Consider the following 16,735-nt stretch of genomic DNA (forward strand, 5'->3'; position numbering starts at 1 on the left):
GTTAAAGCAACCGTTGTAACAGTAACCTTACTGACAGCGGTCGCGAATGACAATGAGTATATCGTTTAACGCTATCATAACCCCAATTGCTGCTGAATCGAAGCAGCAGGCGTCACATAAGGCGATAGCTGCTTTTTATTTGCGCAGTGCCCGGCAGATCAGATGCGACAAAAGTTCCAGCTGGCGTGCCAGCTCCATGCTCAGCCACACGTAGCCGTGGATCGGTGTTTCAGCCACATTGTCGCTCTGGCGTTCGTGAATAAGTTGCTTCAGCTCGGCAACGATTTCATTCAGACGTTCGCTGTTTGCCAGAATAGGCTGCGGATTCCCTTCATAGAGCGCGTGAGCAATGGTTAACAGCGTCTGTTGCGTCATCTGCTGCGTCTCTTTCAACGTGTGTGCGTTAAGCATCAGCAGATGGCTGGGGCGAGAAGCCCAGTGTGCGTTGATTTGCAATTCAAGCATACAGACAAGATTACGACTGACCGTCTGAATCGCTTCGAATACGGATTTCTGGATGTGGGTTTCTTTGCTGGCCGGGTTAATCAGCCCCCGCATCTTGACCACCTCATTGAGGATTTTTTGCAGATGCTTTTCAAGGCGCGGGCGCTCAACCAGGTTAGGGGAAAAACCGGTCTGATACACCCGGTTAAAAGCCATCACGTAGTTTGCCATCTGGATACGCCAGTGAAGGAAAGCACGCTGTGGCCAAATCCCGGTGAACAGCATCGCCAGCAGTGAGCCGAGAATAACATCCCCGCTTCGCCAGAGAGCGGTTGTCATATCACCTGCAGGCGCACCCACCACTACCGCAAGCGTGATACCAATCAGCAGTGCCTGATACGGTTTTTTCCCAAGTGCCAGCCAGCCGCAAAGGAACATAGCGCCGGCGCACCACGCCAGCATGACCGGAAACGAGATGAGTTCCAGTTTCAGGGCAATGAGCCCCAGTGCAGAGCCTAAAACAGTGCCACCGATACGCTCAAAAGCCCGTGGGACGACATTTCCCCAGAACGAGATTGGTCCCATGATGACCACCAGCGTGATCAGCGGCCACGTTCCTTCCGGGACATTCAGCAAGCGTACCAGTACAAAAGTCAGTACAAAGGCCAGCGCTATGCGGCAGCCATGCACAACGCGATAGTGTTGGTACAACCGAATTTCAAACGGCGTTAATGATTTGTCGGGACGCACACCCGCTCTCCAGCAGCTCGGCAAACCACAATTGTACTGTGTTTTCAGCCGGGCGGATCACACCCGGCTGAAAAACCCTGCTTTTACCAGGATTAACCCGCTTTGTGCTCAACGGCGACGTACATTTCAATGTCCCAGTAGCCGTCTGCATTGCCATCGTTCAGGTAGCGTTCAAAACAGGGTTTAGGGGCACACTGATAGTGGTGGTCCTGCAAAAGAGAGTTGAAGAATTGATACCAGGGCGTCGCAAAATCAAAATTCTCGACCCTGGCAGTGGCGACAGCGTAGTCGCCAGCAGCAATTTCGGTCATCATCACCCCTTCACTGTTCTCGGGAATGACAAAATCTTCCGGCACCGTTACCGCCGTGTCACAGCGCAGTTTTTCTGCCGGTACTACATCCGGGTTATCGTAGTAAACAGCAACCCATTCCAGCGGCTGAATCTGACGCCCGTCAACCCACATGACCAGTTGTTCAAAGCCCTGTTTTACCGTTTTTTCCCACGGCCCGACCAGGTGAAAGCCTGCGATTTTACGTTTCTGTTGCTGCCTGATGCTGTAGTCCATGCTGCCTCCGTTTATTACTGTATATTTATACACTATAAATCAGATTTTCTATGAACAACAAATGAGGAGTGTTTATTATGTGAGCAGACTCGCATCCCTGCCAGTCTGCTGAAAGCGGTTAACTTACGCGGTTAGATTTTGTGGTGCAGATAGTCGCCGAGACGTGAGAATAAGCCACCTTTATCAATACCTTCCAGCGTTACCAGCGGCCAGTGCGCCACAACCTTATCCCGGTCATAGAGCTGAATTTCCCCTACTCGCTGATGCGCAGCTATCGGCGCTTCCAGCTCTTTTTTATCCAGCACATATTTCGCTTTGATGTTTGGTACTTCCGCTTTTGGCAGTGCCAGCCAGAAATCCTGATCCGTACCGAGCGTTACCTGCTCTTTATCACCGTACCAGATACGCTCTGTGCCCACTTTTTTACCCTTATGCAGGATCTGCACCGTATCGAAATTCTGTTGCCCCCAGTGCAGCAACTTACGTGCCTGATCTTCACGGCCTTTCGGACTATCAGCCCCCATCACCACCGCAATTAAGCGGCGCTGACCGTCTACGGCAGAGGCAATCAGGTTAAAGCCTGCCCCGGATGTATGTCCTGTTTTCAGCCCGTCCACGTTCATGGTTTTATCCCACAGCAGGCCGTTACGGTTCTGCTGGGTGATCCCATTCCAGGTCAGGCTCTTTTCGCTATACATATGGTAAAAATCAGGCTCGCCGTGAATGATTGCCCGGGACAGAACTGCCAGGTCATAGGCGGAGCTGTGCTGCCCCGGCGCATCCAGGCCATGAACCGTTTCGAAGTGCGTATCGCGCAGATTCAGCTTTTGCACGTAGTCGTTCATCATGTTGACGAACTGCGGCTGGCCGCCCGCCACATGGTCTGCCAGTGCCACACAGGCGTCGTTACCGGAATCGACAATCAGGCCTCTGCTCAGGTCACGGACGGACACCCGATCGCCAGGTTTCAGGAACATCAGGGATGAACCATCAAACACCGGGTTCCCTTTCGCCCACGCATCGCGACCCACGGTGACGATATCGTCCGGGGAAATGCGGTGACCATCAATGGCACGATCGACAACATATCCCGTCATCAGCTTTGTCAGGCTCGCCGGATTGCGTTGCTGATGTTCGTTGCCCGCCGTTAAAATTTGACCAGTGGTGTAATCCATCAGTACCCAGGATCCTGCCTGGATAGCGGGTGGCTGCGGTGAAAAATCAAGCGGTTCGGCAGCCAGCGCAGATGAGATACTCGAAGCGAGTAAAGAAACAGCAATAAACAGACGGCGTTTCAACGGTATATCCTCAGGTCATTAAAAATCGTTGACCTTTTTACGGGACTTCTGATGTCGTTACCTGCCTTAATTGCAAAAAAATGTGACAGACAACATGTTTTACCTGAAGCCATCTCGCAAATTTCACGCCTGAGGGCGCTTTTTATTCGGTCTGTACATCACGATCGTTTACCATAGTGACGTCAATTTTTAACAGGATGGTATTACTGGTGTCTGACTCTGCCGCGCGCCCAACATTTTTATTCCACGATTACGAAACCTTTGGTACCCACCCGGCGCTGGACAGGCCATCCCAGTTTGCCGCCATCCGTACCGATGAGGATTTCAATATCATTGGCGAGCCGGAAGTCTTTTACTGCAAGCCCGCTGATGACTACCTGCCGCAGCCAGGTGCTGTCATGGTGACCGGCATTACGCCGCAGGAAGCTCGAGATAAAGGGGTTAACGAGGCTGACTTCGCTCGCCGTATCCACGCTCTGTTTACCGTCCCGAATACCTGTGTGGTGGGTTACAACAACATCCGTTTTGATGATGAAGTGACGCGCAACATCTTCTACCGTAATTTTTACGATCCGTACGCCTGGAGCTGGCAGAACCGTAATTCACGCTGGGATTTGCTCGACATCATGCGCGCCTGCTATGCGCTGCGCCCGGAGGGTATCAACTGGCCGGAAAACGACGATGGCTTGCCGAGCTTCAGACTGGAACACCTCACCCGCGCCAATGGTATAGAACACAGTAATGCCCACGATGCGATGGCGGATGTTTACGCCACTATCGCCATGGCAAAACTGGTGAAGGCTGCACAGCCGCGCCTGTTTGAGTATCTGTTAAGCCATCGCAGCAAGCACAAGCTCACCACGCTGATTGATGTCCCGCAGATGAAACCGCTGGTACATATTTCCGGGATGTTTGGTGCCTGGCGCGGGAATACCAGCTGGATTGCCCCACTGGCCTGGCACCCTGACAATCGCAATGCCGTGATTATGGTCGATCTGGCCGGTGACATTTCGCCGCTACTGGAGCTCGACAGCGATACACTGCGCGAGCGACTGTATACCCCAAAAAATGAACTGGGCGACCTGCCCGCGGTTCCGGTCAAACTGGTGCATATCAACAAATGTCCGGTACTGGCGCAGGCCAACACGTTGCGCCCGGAAGATGCTGAGCGCCTCGGAATCAATCGCCAGCGCTGCCTGGATAACCTCAAAGTGCTGCGTGAAAACCCAGAGGTGCGTGAAAAAGTAGTCGCCATTTTTGCTGAAGCAGAGCCGTTTGTGGCATCTGATAATGTCGATGCGCAACTGTATAACGGCTTTTTCAGTGATGCCGACCGCACCGCCATGAATATCGTCCTGAATACCGAACCGCGTAACTTACCGGCGCTGGATATCACCTTCGCCGACAAGCGCATTGAGAAGCTGATGTTTAATTACCGGGCACGTAACTATCCCGGTACGCTGGATGAGGTGGAGCAAGAACGCTGGCTCCAGCATCGCCGTAACGTCTTTACACCAGAGTACCTTCAGCAATACGCCCAGGAGCTTGAGTCGTTATATAACCAGTACGAAGGCGATGCCGAAAAGCAGGCGCTATTAAAAGCCCTGTTCCAGTACGCACAAGAGATAGTCTGAGTTACAGGTATAAAAAAGCCGGAGGCGATGTCTCCGGCTTTTTTTTGCCCACTGACGTGGGCTTAAGGATTTGCTGGCAAGTCGTTATGCAACGTCTTCGTACTGAGGAACCGGGTTGCGGAAACTCTTGGTTACGCAAGCCAGATAAATCAGACCAATACCGCCCCAGATCAGACCCAGAACCATTGAACTTTCTTCCAGGTTAATCCACAGCGCGCCAACGGTCAGCGCACCACATACCGGCAGGAACAGGTAGTTGAAGTGGTCTTTCAGCGTTTTGTTACGCTTCTCACGGATCCAGAACTGAGAGATCACGGAGAGGTTCACGAAGGTAAATGCCACCAGCGCACCGAAGTTAATCAGCGCCGTTGCGGTTACCAGGTCAAAGTTGATGGCCAGCAGAGCGATGGCACCAACCAGCAGCACGTTCCACGCCGGAGTACGCCATTTCGGATGAACGTAGCCGAAGAAACGGGTTGGGAACACACCGTCACGACCCATCACGTACATCAGACGAGAAACACCTGCGTGCGCCGCCATACCGGATGCCAGAACGGTTACGCTTGAGAAGATCAGCACGCCCCACTGGAAGGTCTTGCCTGCAACGTACAGCATGATTTCAGGCTGTGACGCATCCGGATCTTTAAAGCGAGAGATATCCGGGAAGTACAGTTGCAGGAAGTAAGAAGCACCAATGAAGATGATGCCGCCAATCAGCGCAGTCAGGAAGATGGCGCGAGGGATCACACGCTCGGCATCTTTCGTCTCTTCAGACAGAGAAGAGATACCGTCGAAGCCCAGGAACGAGAAGCACAGGATAGTCGCACCAGTAATCATCGGCACAACGTGCGCACCTTCAGACCAGAACGGACGCGTGCTCGCCAGCGTACCTGCGCCTTCACCGTGGGACACACCGTAGATGATCAGGCCAACAATGACAGAAACAATACCCATTTGCAGGATAACAATCAGGGTGTTGAAGTTCGCCACGGTCTTGATGCTGCGCAGGTTAGAGATGGTCATAAAGGCCACCAGCGCAACAACGAAGATCCACGATGGTACGGAAGGCACCAGCGCTTCAAAGTAAATTTTTGCCAGCAGAATGTTGATCATCGGCATGAACAAATAGTCCAGCAGGGATGACCAGCCCACCATAAAGCCAACCGCCGGGCTAATGGATTTCTGAGCATAGGTGTAGGCAGAGCCAGCGGACGGGAAACGACGAACCAGTTTACCGTAGCTCAGCGCTGTAAAGAGAATGGCGACCAGCGCAAAGGCGTACGCCGTTGCAACGTGACCGTCAGTAAGGCCTGATACGATACCGAATGTATCGAACAGCGTCATTGGTTGCATATAGGCAAGGCCCATCATAACAACCGGAATCAACGTAAGTGTCTTACGTAATTCCACGCGAGAGGTTTTTGGAGTTGCGTTAAGCGACATGGTTAATCTCCTTTACGGTGATAACCGCCACGTAAGCGAAAAATTGCCCCATTTTCTGTATTCCTCAGCGACAACAACTGTCGGATTTTAGTAAATATCTATCCGGTACGAAGCCCGGCCTCTTGGTTTTTAGTTTCGTTTCATACATGCAAAAAAAAATAACCGACGCCTTTTATATCGTCGATTATTCATTTGTTTGCAGCGGCGGCATTTTGCCCTATTCCTGACACAAAAGGCAATAGATTGAGAAGCACAACAATAATTTCTTTTCACTAACCGGTTGATTTATCAACATCAGGCGGAGTGTAAACCGCAGCGATAGCACTATTTGCTAAAATTTCGGCTCGCCACCAGGCGCTTGCAAGCCCGGCTGTTTGTTCATTCCAGCCAACCCACACAGATTCATTATTACTTTGTGCGACGACCTGCTTCTCAACCAGCGCGCCGCTTTCAATATATCGTTGCGCCAAATAACGAGGAAGGTAACCGCATCCGAGCCCGCTTATTTGCAGCTCAAGCTTGGTTTTAAAATCGAATACCGTAATCGCTTCCTGGCAATCTAGCTGCTGCGAGGGTGTCATATATTCAGGGTGCGAGCTGTCTCCCACCACAATAGCCCTAAATCCTCTGAGAGTACGACGATTAATCGGCTCAGGCTCTTGCGCTAACGGGTGATGTGGCGCAACGGCAAATACTTGTTCCAGAATACCCAGCCGCGCAAAACCGAAATCGCTCAGTTGAGGCGGTTCATGCAATGCACCAACAATGATATCCGCTCTCCCCTGCGTTAACGCATCCCAGGAGCCACCCAGTACGCCATTAATAAAGATTAACCGTGTCACGCTGTGGCGCTGATAAAACGCTTCGATAAGCGGCGTCAGAAGAGAAAAAGGAAAGGTATCATCGACGCCTATCACCAGCTCATTTTCCCAGCCCTGGTGAAGCTTAATGGCTTGTTTTTCCAGTTCACGTACCGTGTGCAGGACTTCACGACCCTTTTCCAGCAGCATCTGGCCGGTACGGGTAAAACGCGCACGATGCCCGGAGCGATCAAGAAGCTGGATATTCAGATCGCTTTCCAGTTTATGCACGGTGTAACTCAGCGCTGAAGGCGTTTTGTAGAGCTTCGCCGATGCAGCCGCGAAGCTCCCCTCTTTTTCCAGCGCATCCAGAATAATAAGAACATCCAGCAACGGTTTCATGTTCGCCCCCACGCGGCGTGCGACCACCCCCGCTGATGGTGTTATTCCATGGGCATCACCAGCGGATCGGGATACTGATACTCAAATCCCAGTTCATGACAAATACGATTGCCATCAATGACTTTACCTTTACTTTCACCCTGCGCATCTCCAAAAACAGGTGGAGCCAGGCCCAGCTGGCGCGCCATCAGCGGATAAAATGTGCGTCGCGAAGGATGAGAGGGTGCACATATATTATAGATGTGCCCACCCTTAGGAGCCTGTAACAACAGCTCAATTGCGCCGATCACATCCTCAAGATGCACAAGATTGACGCCATGTTGCCCGTCAGGAGCCGATTTTCCGGCAAAGAAACGTCCTGGGTGACGCCCGGGCCCTACCAGCCCCGCCAGACGCAGAATATCCACCTGAGTACCGGGCAGATTATGCAGCCAGTCTTCCAGCTCTTTCAGTACCCGGCCACTGGCGGTGACAGGGTGGCGCACAGTGTTCTCTTTCACGGTGCCATCGACATCACCGTACACCGATGTCGAGCTGGTAAAAATAATGCGCGGAACATGGTGCGCAAGCGCACTATCAACAATCTCCTGCACCGCCTGTAAGTAGAATGATTCACCGGGGCCGCTGCGTCTTGCCGGGAGCGTTATCACCAGTGCATCAACGCCCATTAACACATCCAGATCGTCAGCGTCACACACTAGCTCTGGTTCCAGACGCAGTTCGATACCATCGATACCGCACATCCGCGCCGCTTCGACCCCATCTGCAGTGGTTTTACTCCCGGTCACTTGCCAGCCTTTCGCTGCTAATGACATTGCCAGTGGCATCCCTAGCCACCCTAAACCGACAATTGCGACCTTTTTCATGTGATTTCTCCTGACTCTCTTACATCTGTATTAAGGCTACGCCAGCCCCGCAGAACACACAATTCATAGCATCAATATGAAATGAATTAATGATCAAAAAAAGCCCTTGCATTCTGCGGTGCAAGTGGTTTAGGTTAAAAGGCATCAAATGAATAAGCATTCATCGAGAAAATTTATGACACGCGTTCAATTTAAACACCATCATCATCACCATCATCCTGACTAGTCTTTCAGGCGATGTGTGCTGGAAGACGTTTGGATCTTCCAGTGGTGCATGAACGCAAGAGAAAGCCCCCGGAAGATCTTCTTCCGGGGGCTTTTTTTTGGACTGAATTCAGACAGGTTAAAACAGGTTAACGAGGAATAAATAATGTTAGATAACTCACGTTTACGCATAGCTATGCAAAAATCCGGCCGTCTTAGTGATGATTCACGCGAATTGCTGGCTCGCTGCGGGATTAAAATCAACCTGCACACTCAGCGCCTGATTGCCCTGGCTGAGAATATGCCAATTGATATTCTGCGCGTGCGTGATGACGATATCCCGGGCCTGGTGATGGATGGCGTCGTTGATCTTGGGATCATCGGCGAAAACGTACTGGAAGAAGAGTTACTGACCCGCCGCGCACAGGGTGAAGACCCGCGCTACTTCACCCTGCGTCGTCTGGACTTCGGTGGTTGCCGTCTGTCTCTTGCGACCCCGGCGGATGAAGCATGGGATGGCCCGGCGGCACTGAACGGCAAACGTATCGCAACCTCTTACCCTCACCTGCTGAAGCGTTATCTGGATCAAAAAGGCGTGCAGTTCAAATCCTGTCTGCTGAACGGTTCTGTTGAAGTTGCTCCACGCGCTGGCCTCGCTGATGCCATTTGCGACCTGGTGTCTACTGGCGCAACTCTGGAAGCAAACGGCCTGCGTGAAGTGGAAGTGATTTACCGTTCCAAAGCCTGCCTTATCCAGCGCGATGGCGAAATGGACAGCGCCAAGCAGCAGCTTATCGACAGACTGCTGACCCGTATTCAGGGTGTGATTCAGGCTCGCGAATCAAAATACATCATGATGCACGCACCAACAGAACGTCTTGATGAAGTTATCGCCCTGTTGCCTGGCGCTGAACGCCCAACCATTCTGCCGCTGGCAGGCGATCAGCAGCGTGTGGCGATGCACATGGTGAGCAGCGAAACCCTGTTCTGGGAAACCATGGAAAAACTGAAAGCACTGGGCGCAAGCTCTATTCTGGTGCTGCCAATTGAGAAGATGATGGAGTAATTGCCATGAGCTTTAACACAATCATCGACTGGAATACGTGTACCGAAGAGCAACAGCGTGAACTGCTGATGCGCCCGGCGATTTCCGCCTCAGAGAGCATTACTCGCACCGTGGCGGAGATCCTCAACAACGTTAAATCCCGCGGCGATGAAGCGCTGCGCGAATACAGCGCAAAGTTCGATAAAACCGAAGTTGGCGCGCTGAAAGTCACCGAACAAGAAATTGCCGATGCCAGCAACCGTCTGGGTGATGAGATCAAGCAGGCGATGGCTGTGGCGGTGAAAAACATCGATACCTTCCACACCGCGCAAAAGCTGCAAATCGTTGATGTGGAAACCCTGCCAGGCGTGCGCTGCCAGCAGGTAACGCGCCCGGTCGCCTCTGTGGGGCTCTATATTCCTGGCGGTTCGGCGCCTCTGTTTTCAACCGTATTAATGCTGGCCACCCCGGCGCGTATTGCCGGGTGTCAGAAAGTGGTCCTCTGCTCCCCACCGCCGATTGCCGATGAAATTCTGTATGCCGCTAAGCTCTGTGGCTTGCAGGAGATTTTTAAAGTGGGCGGCGCGCAGGCCATTTCTGCTCTGGCTTTCGGCACTGAATCTGTCCCGCAAGTCGATAAGATTTTTGGGCCTGGCAATGCGTATGTGACTGAAGCCAAACGCCAGGTCAGCCAACGTCTGGACGGTGCTGCAATCGATATGCCTGCCGGCCCGTCTGAAGTGCTGGTGATTGCCGATAGCGGCGCAACTCCTGATTTTGTGGCGTCCGACCTGTTATCTCAGGCTGAACACGGCCCTGATTCACAAGTGATTTTGCTGACGCCGGACGCCGACATGGCCAGACGCACAGGCGAAGCCGTGGAACGCCAGCTCGCTGATTTGCCCCGTGCCGACACCGCCCGCCAGGCGCTGTCCGCCAGCCGCCTGATTGTGACGCACAGTATTGAGCAGTGTATTGCCATCTCTAACCAGTACGGTCCGGAGCACCTGATTATTCAGACCCGCAACGCGCGTGAACTGGTTGATGGCATCACCAGCGCGGGCTCTGTCTTCCTGGGTGACTGGTCACCAGAATCAGCTGGCGATTACGCCTCCGGGACAAACCACGTGCTGCCCACTTATGGCTATACGTCTACTTGTTCCAGCCTGGGGCTGGCGGATTTCCAGAAACGCATGACCGTGCAGGAACTCTCCCGCGAAGGTTTTGCATCACTGGCATCCACCATTGAAACCCTGGCCGCCGCAGAACGTCTGACCGCCCACAAAAATGCCGTTACGCTGCGCGTTGCAGCCCTGAAGGAGCAAGCATGAACATCGAAGAATTAGCTCGCGAAAATGTCCGTCGACTGACTCCGTATCAGTCAGCGCGCCGCCTGGGCGGTAACGGTGATGTGTGGCTGAATGCCAATGAATTCCCGACGGCGGTGAAGTTTGAGCTGTCTCAGCAAACGCTGAACCGCTACCCGGAGTGCCAGCCAAAAGCGGTTATTGAGAACTATGCCGCCTATGCTGGCGTAAAACCTGAGCAGGTGCTGGTCAGCCGTGGCGCCGACGAAGGCATTGAGCTGCTGATCCGCGCCTTCTGCGAGCCGGGCAAAGATGCCGTTATGTACTGCCAGCCAACCTACGGCATGTACAGCGTGAGCGCAGAAACCTTCGGCGTGGCGTGTCGTAACGTGCTGTCGCTGGACGACTGGCAGCTGGATCTTGACGGTATTGCGAAAAACCTCGATGGCGTGAAAGTGGTGTTTGTGTGCAGCCCAAATAACCCGACCGGGCAGATTATCAACCCGCAGGATATCCGTACGCTGCTGGAGATGACCCGTGGCAAAGCTCTGGTTGTCGCGGATGAGGCCTATATTGAATTCTGCCCGCAGGCATCCCTCGCCGGCTGGCTCGAAGAGTATCCGCATCTGGTCGTATTGCGCACACTGTCGAAAGCCTTTGCCCTTGCTGGCCTTCGTTGTGGTTTTACGCTGGCCAATAAAGAGGTCATCGACCTGCTGATGAAAGTGATTGCCCCTTATCCACTGTCCACCCCTGTTGCGGATATTGCCGCTCAGGCACTGACACCTCAAGGGCTTGAGGCAATGCGCGGCAGAGTGGCGCAAATCCTGAATGAGCGTCAGTATCTGGTCAATGCGCTAAGAGAGATAGCCTGCGTTGAACAGGTTTTCGACTCTGAAACAAATTACATCCTGGTGCGGTTTATCGCCTCCAGTGCGGTATTTAAATCCTTGTGGGATCAGGGCATTATCTTACGAGATCAAAATAAACAACCTTCACTGAGCGGTTGCCTGCGTATTACCGTGGGGACCCGTGAAGAGAGCCAGCGCGTTATTGACGCCCTGAATGCGGAGAAAGTATGAGCCAGAAGTACCTTTTCATCGATCGTGACGGCACCATTATTGCCGAGCCACCAACCGATTTTCAGGTCGATCGTCTCGACAAACTGGCTTTTGAAGCTGATGTGATCCCGGTATTGCTCAAACTGCAAAAAAACGGGTTTAAGCTGGTGATGATCACCAATCAGGATGGTCTGGGCACCAGCAGCTTCCCGCAGGCGGATTTTGACGGCCCGCATAATCTGATGATGCAAATTCTGACCTCGCAGGGTGTGGAATTTGAAGAGGTGCTGATCTGTCCGCACCTCCCGGCAGATAACTGTGATTGCCGTAAGCCGAAGGTAAAACTGGTAGAGCGTTACCTGGCCGAAGCCGTGCTGGATAAAGCCAACAGCTATGTCATTGGCGATCGCGCCACCGACATCACGCTGGCTGAGAACATGGGTATTTCTGGCCTGCGCTATAACCGCAGCGATCTCAACTGGGCGCAGATTGGCGAACAGCTGACCAAACGCGATCGTTACTCCCACGTTGAACGTAATACCAAAGAGACGCAGATCGACGTGAAGGTGTGGCTGGATCGTGAAGGCAGCAGCAAGATCCACACCGGCGTCGGCTTCTTCGATCACATGCTGGATCAGATTGCCACCCACGGTGGGTTCCGCATGGAAATTGCCGTAAAAGGCGATCTGTACATCGACGATCACCACACTGTTGAAGACACTGGCCTGGCGCTGGGCGAAGCGCTCAAGCTGGCGCTGGGTGACAAGCGCGGTATCAACCGTTTTGGCTTTGTTCTGCCAATGGACGAGTGTCTTGCGCGCTGTGCGCTGGATATTTCTGGCCGCCCGCACCTGGAGTACAAAGCAGATTTCGCATACCAGCGCGTAGGCGATCTCAGCACTGAAATGGTTGAACACTTCTTCCGTTCACTTTCCTACACCATGGGTCTGACGCTGCACCTGAAAACCAAAGGCAAGAACGACCACCACCGCGTAGAGAGTCTGTTCAAAGCGTTTGGTCGAACCCTGCGTCAGGCAATTCGTGTGGAAGGTGATGCCCTGCCCTCGTCTAAAGGAGTGTTGTAATGAACGTGGTCATTCTGGATACCGGATGCGCCAACCTGAACTCCGTTAAATCGGCTATTTCGCGCCACGGCTATGAGCCTGTGGTCAGCCGTGATCCGGACGTGGTGTTACGCGCAGACAAACTCTTTTTACCCGGCGTAGGAACGGCGCAGGCAGCCATGGATCAGATCCACGAGCGTGAACTGGTTGACCTGATTAAAGCCTGTACTCAGCCAGTGCTGGGGATCTGCCTGGGGATGCAGCTTCTGGGTCGTCACAGTGCAGAGAACAACGGCGTCGACCTGCTGGGTATTATCGATCAGGATGTGCCGAAAATGATCGACCACGGTCTGCCACTGCCGCATATGGGCTGGAACCGTGTGTACCCGAAAGCAGGAGACAGGCTGTTTCGCGGCATTGAAGACGGTGCCTATTTCTACTTTGTGCACAGCTACGCGATGCCGGTCAACCCATACACCATTGCCCAGTGCAACTATGGCGAGCCATTTACCGCTGCGGTTCAGAAAGACAATTTCTACGGCGTGCAGTTTCACCCGGAACGCTCTGGCGCCGCAGGCGCGCAGTTGCTGAAAAACTTCCTGGAGATGTGATGATTATTCCCGCATTAGATTTAATTGACGGCACCGTCGTCCGGCTCCACCAGGGTGATTACGCTCAGCAACGTGACTATGGTAATGATCCGCTGCCACGTTTGCAGGATTACGCCGCTCAGGGCGCTGAAGTGCTGCACCTGGTGGATCTCACGGGGGCGAAGGACCCGGCGAAACGCCAGATCCCTCTGCTCAAAAAGCTGGTCGCGGGCGTGAATGTGCCCGTTCAGGTGGGTGGTGGCGTGCGTACAGAAGAGGACGTTGCGGCCCTGCTTGAAGCGGGTGTGGCGCGCGTTGTCGTTGGCTCTACCGCCGTCAAAGACCCCGAAATGGTCAAAGGCTGGTTCCGCCGTTTCGGTGCGGATGCGCTGGTACTGGCGCTGGACGTGCGTATCGACGAACAGGGCAACAAACAGGTTGCCGTCAGCGGCTGGCAGGAAAACTCCGGTGTGACGCTGGAAGAGCTGGTTGATATTTATCTGCCAGTAGGCCTGAAACATGTCCTTTGCACGGATATCTCACGCGACGGGACGATGGCAGGTTCGAATGTATCTTTGTACGACGAAGTCTGCGCGCGTTATCCACAGATCGCCTTCCAGTCCTCTGGCGGTATTGGGGATTTGGCCGACATCGCCGCTCTACGCGGCACAGGTGTTCGCGGCGTGATTGTTGGACGCGCCTTACTGGAAGAAAAATTTACTGTGACGGAGGCGATTCAATGCTGGCAAAACGGATAATCCCTTGCCTGGACGTACGTGACGGCCAGGTAGTGAAAGGCGTGCAGTTCCGCAACCACGAAATCATTGGTGACATCGTCCCTCTGGCAAAACGTTATGCCGATGAAGGTGCTGACGAGCTGGTATTTTACGATATCACCGCATCCAGCGATGGACGTGTTGTGGACAAAAGCTGGGTTGCACGCGTGGCGGAAGTGATTGATATTCCATTCTGCGTGGCTGGCGGTATCAAGTCTTCGGAAGATGCTGCCAAAATTCTCTCCTTCGGGGCAGATAAGATCTCCATCAACTCACCGGCACTGGCAGACCCTGAGTTAATCACCCGTCTGGCTGACCGCTTTGGCGTGCAGTGCATTGTGGTGGGTATCGATACCTGGTTTGACGACGCAACGGGCAAGTATCACGTTAACCAGTATACCGGTGACGAAAGCCGTACCCGCGTAACCCAGTGGGAGACGCTGGACTGGGTACAGGAAGTCCAGAAACGCGGCGCAGGCGAAATCGTACTGAACATGATGAACCAGGACGGCGTACGTAACGGTTACGACCTGGAGCAATTGAAAAAAGTGCGTTCGGTGTGCCATGTGCCGCTGATTGCCTCCGGTGGCGCGGGAACCATGGAACACTTCCTGGAAGCCTTCCGCGATGCATCCGTAGACGGCGCGCTTGCCGCATCCGTGTTCCATAAACAAATTATCAATATTGGTGAGTTAAAAACGTACCTGGCAAATCAGGGCGTGGAGATAAGGGTATGTTAACAGAGCAACAACAGGCACAGCTGGACTGGGAAAAAACTGACGGATTATTGCCAGTCGTTGTACAACATGCCGTATCAGGTGAAGTCCTGATGCTGGGATATGTGAACCAGGAGGCGCTGGCTAAAACGGTCGACAGCGGTAAAGTCACTTTCTTCTCGCGCACCAAACAGCGCCTGTGGACCAAAGGTGAAACTTCGGGCCATTTCCTGAACGTGGTCAGCATTACGCCGGACTGCGATAACGACACCCTGCTTATCCTGGCAAACCCAATTGGCCCGACCTGCCATAAAGGCACCAGCAGCTGCTTCGGTGATGCTAGCCACCAGTGGTTGTTCCTGTATCAGCTTGAACAGCTGTTAGCGGAACGCAAAACGGCGGACCCGCAAAGCTCGTATACCGCGAAGCTGTACGCCAGCGGTACGAAACGTATTGCGCAGAAAGTGGGTGAAGAAGGGGTAGAAACGGCTCTGGCGGCGACCGTACATGACCGCGAAGAATTGACTAACGAAGCCTCGGATTTGATGTATCACCTGCTGGTGCTACTGCAAGACCAGGATCTCGATTTAACTGCGGTTATTGAGAATCTGCGTAAACGCCACAAATAAAAAAAAGACCGGGGAAACCCGGTCTTTTTTTGTCTGCTTATCAGGCTTTTGGTGTGTAGCTGCGTAACGCGTTACGAACCAACACCACACATGAACCGATAATCCCACCCAGCAGCACCGCCAGAATCAGCAGAATGGCTTTTTTCGGGCTGTCGCGCGTCACGGGCAGGTCTGGCTGCATGACATAACGGTAAGCATGGATAGTGGACGGATCAACGTGAAGTTTCTCGATATCCAGTAAGTTCTGTTTGGTCTGGTAATACGCTGGCGAGAATACCAGTGGGCGTGTCGATTCGTGGTCAATCATCGATTGCAGCGCTTCGCTTCCCAGCAGGAACATCGTTTCCTGCGTGACATCCTGGGTTTGCTGGATCTGCGGTGTCACGACCTTCGCGGCTTGCGCAAATTTTAACGCTTCAGAGATCTGCTGAATACGCAGCTGCTTTTGTTCCTGAGCAACTTTCTGCTGGTTTTCGAGGGAGTCATTCAGGGCTGAAATCTGCTGTGTAATGTTGTCTTTCAGGTCAACGCCCAGCTCTTTTGCTGTCTGTTCATTTACCTGGCTAATATATTGATTCAGCTGCTTCTGCGCCCCTTCTGCCGTACTGCTGACATAAGTGATCACCAACGGCAGCGCCTGCCCTTTCACCGCAGGTTCAATGGATAATTTTTCAGGAACCAGCTGGTTATCAAGCGCCTGAGAAAGCGCTGAAATGGACGCGTTGAAACGGCCGATTACACGTGACTGAACATCCGATAACGATGGCGCAGCACTGCCATACAGAATGTTCAGCGCGCCGTTGTATGTCGCGACCTGGGCAGCATCTGGCTGGGTGATAATCGCCGTGGAGGTCCATTTCTCTTTTGCGACGAAGATGTAAATAACCGCCAGCACGATGGCAACAACGACACAGGTGAATATTGTCTTTTTGCCGTGCCAAAGTTGCATTACTAAATCAAGTAAATCAAATTGCTCCGGGTCATTGCTTCTACTGACCACGTTATTGTTGTTATGCGTCATACAATCCTTAACAGGTAAAAAGCACAAAAAAATATTATTTGTATAGTTTATCCTGTACTGACGATTTTTCTATAAGAATCCTATGAGTTATCCGCTGACTGGTGAAGTTTTGCTAACCT

The 16,735-nt window shown here is 52.9% G+C and carries 18 protein-coding genes and 1 other annotated feature; of the genes, 10 read left to right on the forward strand and 8 right to left on the reverse strand.

The genetic code is table 11. From position 1 onward, the window contains the following. Nucleotides 1-135 precede the first annotated feature (135 nt). The 3 genes from ACT9TW_RS20190 to dacD form a co-directional block, all read right to left on the reverse strand. Entirely contained in the window at nucleotides 136-1,194 is a 1,059-nt protein-coding gene (locus ACT9TW_RS20190; RefSeq protein ID WP_182061644.1) for an FUSC family protein, read from the reverse strand. Nucleotides 1,195-1,286: 92 nt separating this feature from the next. Next, on the reverse strand, nucleotides 1,287-1,760 hold the full coding sequence (gene sbmC / locus ACT9TW_RS20195) for a DNA gyrase inhibitor SbmC (protein ID WP_395677914.1): 474 nt from the start codon (nucleotides 1,758-1,760) through the stop codon (nucleotides 1,287-1,289). A gap of 131 nt (nucleotides 1,761-1,891) precedes the next feature. Continuing rightward, nucleotides 1,892-3,058, reverse strand: a complete 1,167-nt coding sequence (gene dacD / locus ACT9TW_RS20200; RefSeq protein ID WP_446493505.1) for a serine-type D-Ala-D-Ala carboxypeptidase DacD — start codon at nucleotides 3,056-3,058, stop codon at nucleotides 1,892-1,894. A 197-nt stretch (nucleotides 3,059-3,255) separates the two neighbouring features. On the opposite strand from dacD, the gene sbcB reads away from it, so the two are divergent. Next, nucleotides 3,256-4,692, forward strand: a complete 1,437-nt coding sequence (gene sbcB / locus ACT9TW_RS20205; protein WP_446493860.1) for an exodeoxyribonuclease I — start codon at nucleotides 3,256-3,258, stop codon at nucleotides 4,690-4,692. 84 nt (nucleotides 4,693-4,776) lie between these two features. On the opposite strand, the gene ACT9TW_RS20210 is transcribed toward sbcB, so the two are convergent. The 4 genes from ACT9TW_RS20210 to ACT9TW_RS20225 form a co-directional block, all read right to left on the reverse strand. Beyond that, nucleotides 4,777-6,135 carry an APC family permease gene (locus ACT9TW_RS20210; RefSeq protein WP_182061650.1) on the reverse strand — a complete coding sequence of 453 codons (1,359 nt, stop codon included), beginning with the start codon at nucleotides 6,133-6,135 and terminating at the stop codon, nucleotides 4,777-4,779. Beyond that, the gene (yoeI, locus tag ACT9TW_RS20215; protein ID WP_128738933.1) at nucleotides 6,125-6,187 is read right to left on the reverse strand and encodes a membrane protein YoeI; all 63 of its coding nucleotides are present in this window, start codon (nucleotides 6,185-6,187) and stop codon (nucleotides 6,125-6,127) included. Before yoeI ends, ACT9TW_RS20210 begins: the two co-directional genes overlap by 11 nt. A gap of 220 nt (nucleotides 6,188-6,407) precedes the next feature. Next, nucleotides 6,408-7,337 (reverse strand): LysR substrate-binding domain-containing protein, encoded by a 930-nt coding sequence (locus tag ACT9TW_RS20220; RefSeq protein ID WP_315686118.1) that lies wholly within the window; start codon nucleotides 7,335-7,337, stop codon nucleotides 6,408-6,410. 41 nt (nucleotides 7,338-7,378) lie between these two features. Then, on the reverse strand, nucleotides 7,379-8,203 hold the full coding sequence (locus ACT9TW_RS20225; protein WP_182061652.1) for an SDR family oxidoreductase: 825 nt from the start codon (nucleotides 8,201-8,203) through the stop codon (nucleotides 7,379-7,381). 175 nt (nucleotides 8,204-8,378) lie between these two features. Here ACT9TW_RS20225 and hisL point away from each other — a divergent pair, with 175 nt between their 5' ends. From hisL to hisIE, 9 genes are all read left to right on the forward strand, one after another. Then, on the forward strand, nucleotides 8,379-8,429 hold the full coding sequence (hisL, locus tag ACT9TW_RS20230; protein ID WP_001364200.1) for a his operon leader peptide: 51 nt from the start codon (nucleotides 8,379-8,381) through the stop codon (nucleotides 8,427-8,429). Then, nucleotides 8,405-8,528, forward strand: a sequence feature (His leader region). Its footprint overlaps the gene before it by 25 nt. Nucleotides 8,529-8,573: 45 nt before the next feature. Continuing rightward, a complete protein-coding gene (gene hisG / locus ACT9TW_RS20235) occupies nucleotides 8,574-9,473 on the forward strand; it encodes an ATP phosphoribosyltransferase (protein ID WP_014070900.1) in 900 nt (299 codons plus the stop codon). Nucleotides 9,474-9,478: 5 nt separating this feature from the next. Next, nucleotides 9,479-10,783, forward strand: a complete 1,305-nt coding sequence (gene hisD / locus ACT9TW_RS20240) for a histidinol dehydrogenase (protein ID WP_446493506.1) — start codon at nucleotides 9,479-9,481, stop codon at nucleotides 10,781-10,783. Next, entirely contained in the window at nucleotides 10,780-11,841 is a 1,062-nt protein-coding gene (gene hisC, locus ACT9TW_RS20245; RefSeq protein WP_446493507.1) for a histidinol-phosphate transaminase, read from the forward strand. Before hisD ends, hisC begins: the two co-directional genes overlap by 4 nt. Next, nucleotides 11,838-12,905 (forward strand): bifunctional histidinol-phosphatase/imidazoleglycerol-phosphate dehydratase HisB, encoded by a 1,068-nt coding sequence (gene hisB, locus ACT9TW_RS20250; protein WP_446493508.1) that lies wholly within the window; start codon nucleotides 11,838-11,840, stop codon nucleotides 12,903-12,905. The genes hisC and hisB overlap by 4 nt, the downstream gene beginning before the upstream one ends. Next, the gene (gene hisH / locus ACT9TW_RS20255) at nucleotides 12,905-13,495 is read left to right on the forward strand and encodes an imidazole glycerol phosphate synthase subunit HisH (protein WP_182061656.1); all 591 of its coding nucleotides are present in this window, start codon (nucleotides 12,905-12,907) and stop codon (nucleotides 13,493-13,495) included. Before hisB ends, hisH begins: the two co-directional genes overlap by 1 nt. Next, entirely contained in the window at nucleotides 13,495-14,232 is a 738-nt protein-coding gene (hisA, locus tag ACT9TW_RS20260) for a 1-(5-phosphoribosyl)-5-[(5-phosphoribosylamino)methylideneamino]imidazole-4-carboxamide isomerase (protein ID WP_446493509.1), read from the forward strand. Before hisH ends, hisA begins: the two co-directional genes overlap by 1 nt. Beyond that, nucleotides 14,214-14,990, forward strand: coding sequence for an imidazole glycerol phosphate synthase subunit HisF (hisF, locus tag ACT9TW_RS20265; protein ID WP_182061658.1), 777 nt, complete (start codon nucleotides 14,214-14,216; stop codon nucleotides 14,988-14,990). Before hisA ends, hisF begins: the two co-directional genes overlap by 19 nt. Then, nucleotides 14,984-15,595: a bifunctional phosphoribosyl-AMP cyclohydrolase/phosphoribosyl-ATP diphosphatase HisIE gene (gene hisIE, locus ACT9TW_RS20270; protein WP_182061659.1), complete on the forward strand. Its 612-nt coding sequence runs from the start codon at nucleotides 14,984-14,986 to the stop codon at nucleotides 15,593-15,595. Before hisF ends, hisIE begins: the two co-directional genes overlap by 7 nt. A 40-nt stretch (nucleotides 15,596-15,635) precedes the next feature. Here hisIE and wzzB read toward each other — a convergent pair whose 3' ends face one another. After that, complete coding sequence (gene wzzB / locus ACT9TW_RS20275; protein ID WP_446493510.1) at nucleotides 15,636-16,616, reverse strand: LPS O-antigen chain length determinant protein WzzB; 981 nt, start codon at nucleotides 16,614-16,616, stop codon at nucleotides 15,636-15,638. Nucleotides 16,617-16,735 lie beyond the last annotated feature (119 nt).

Source organism: Enterobacter sp. C4G1 (assembly GCF_052886895.1).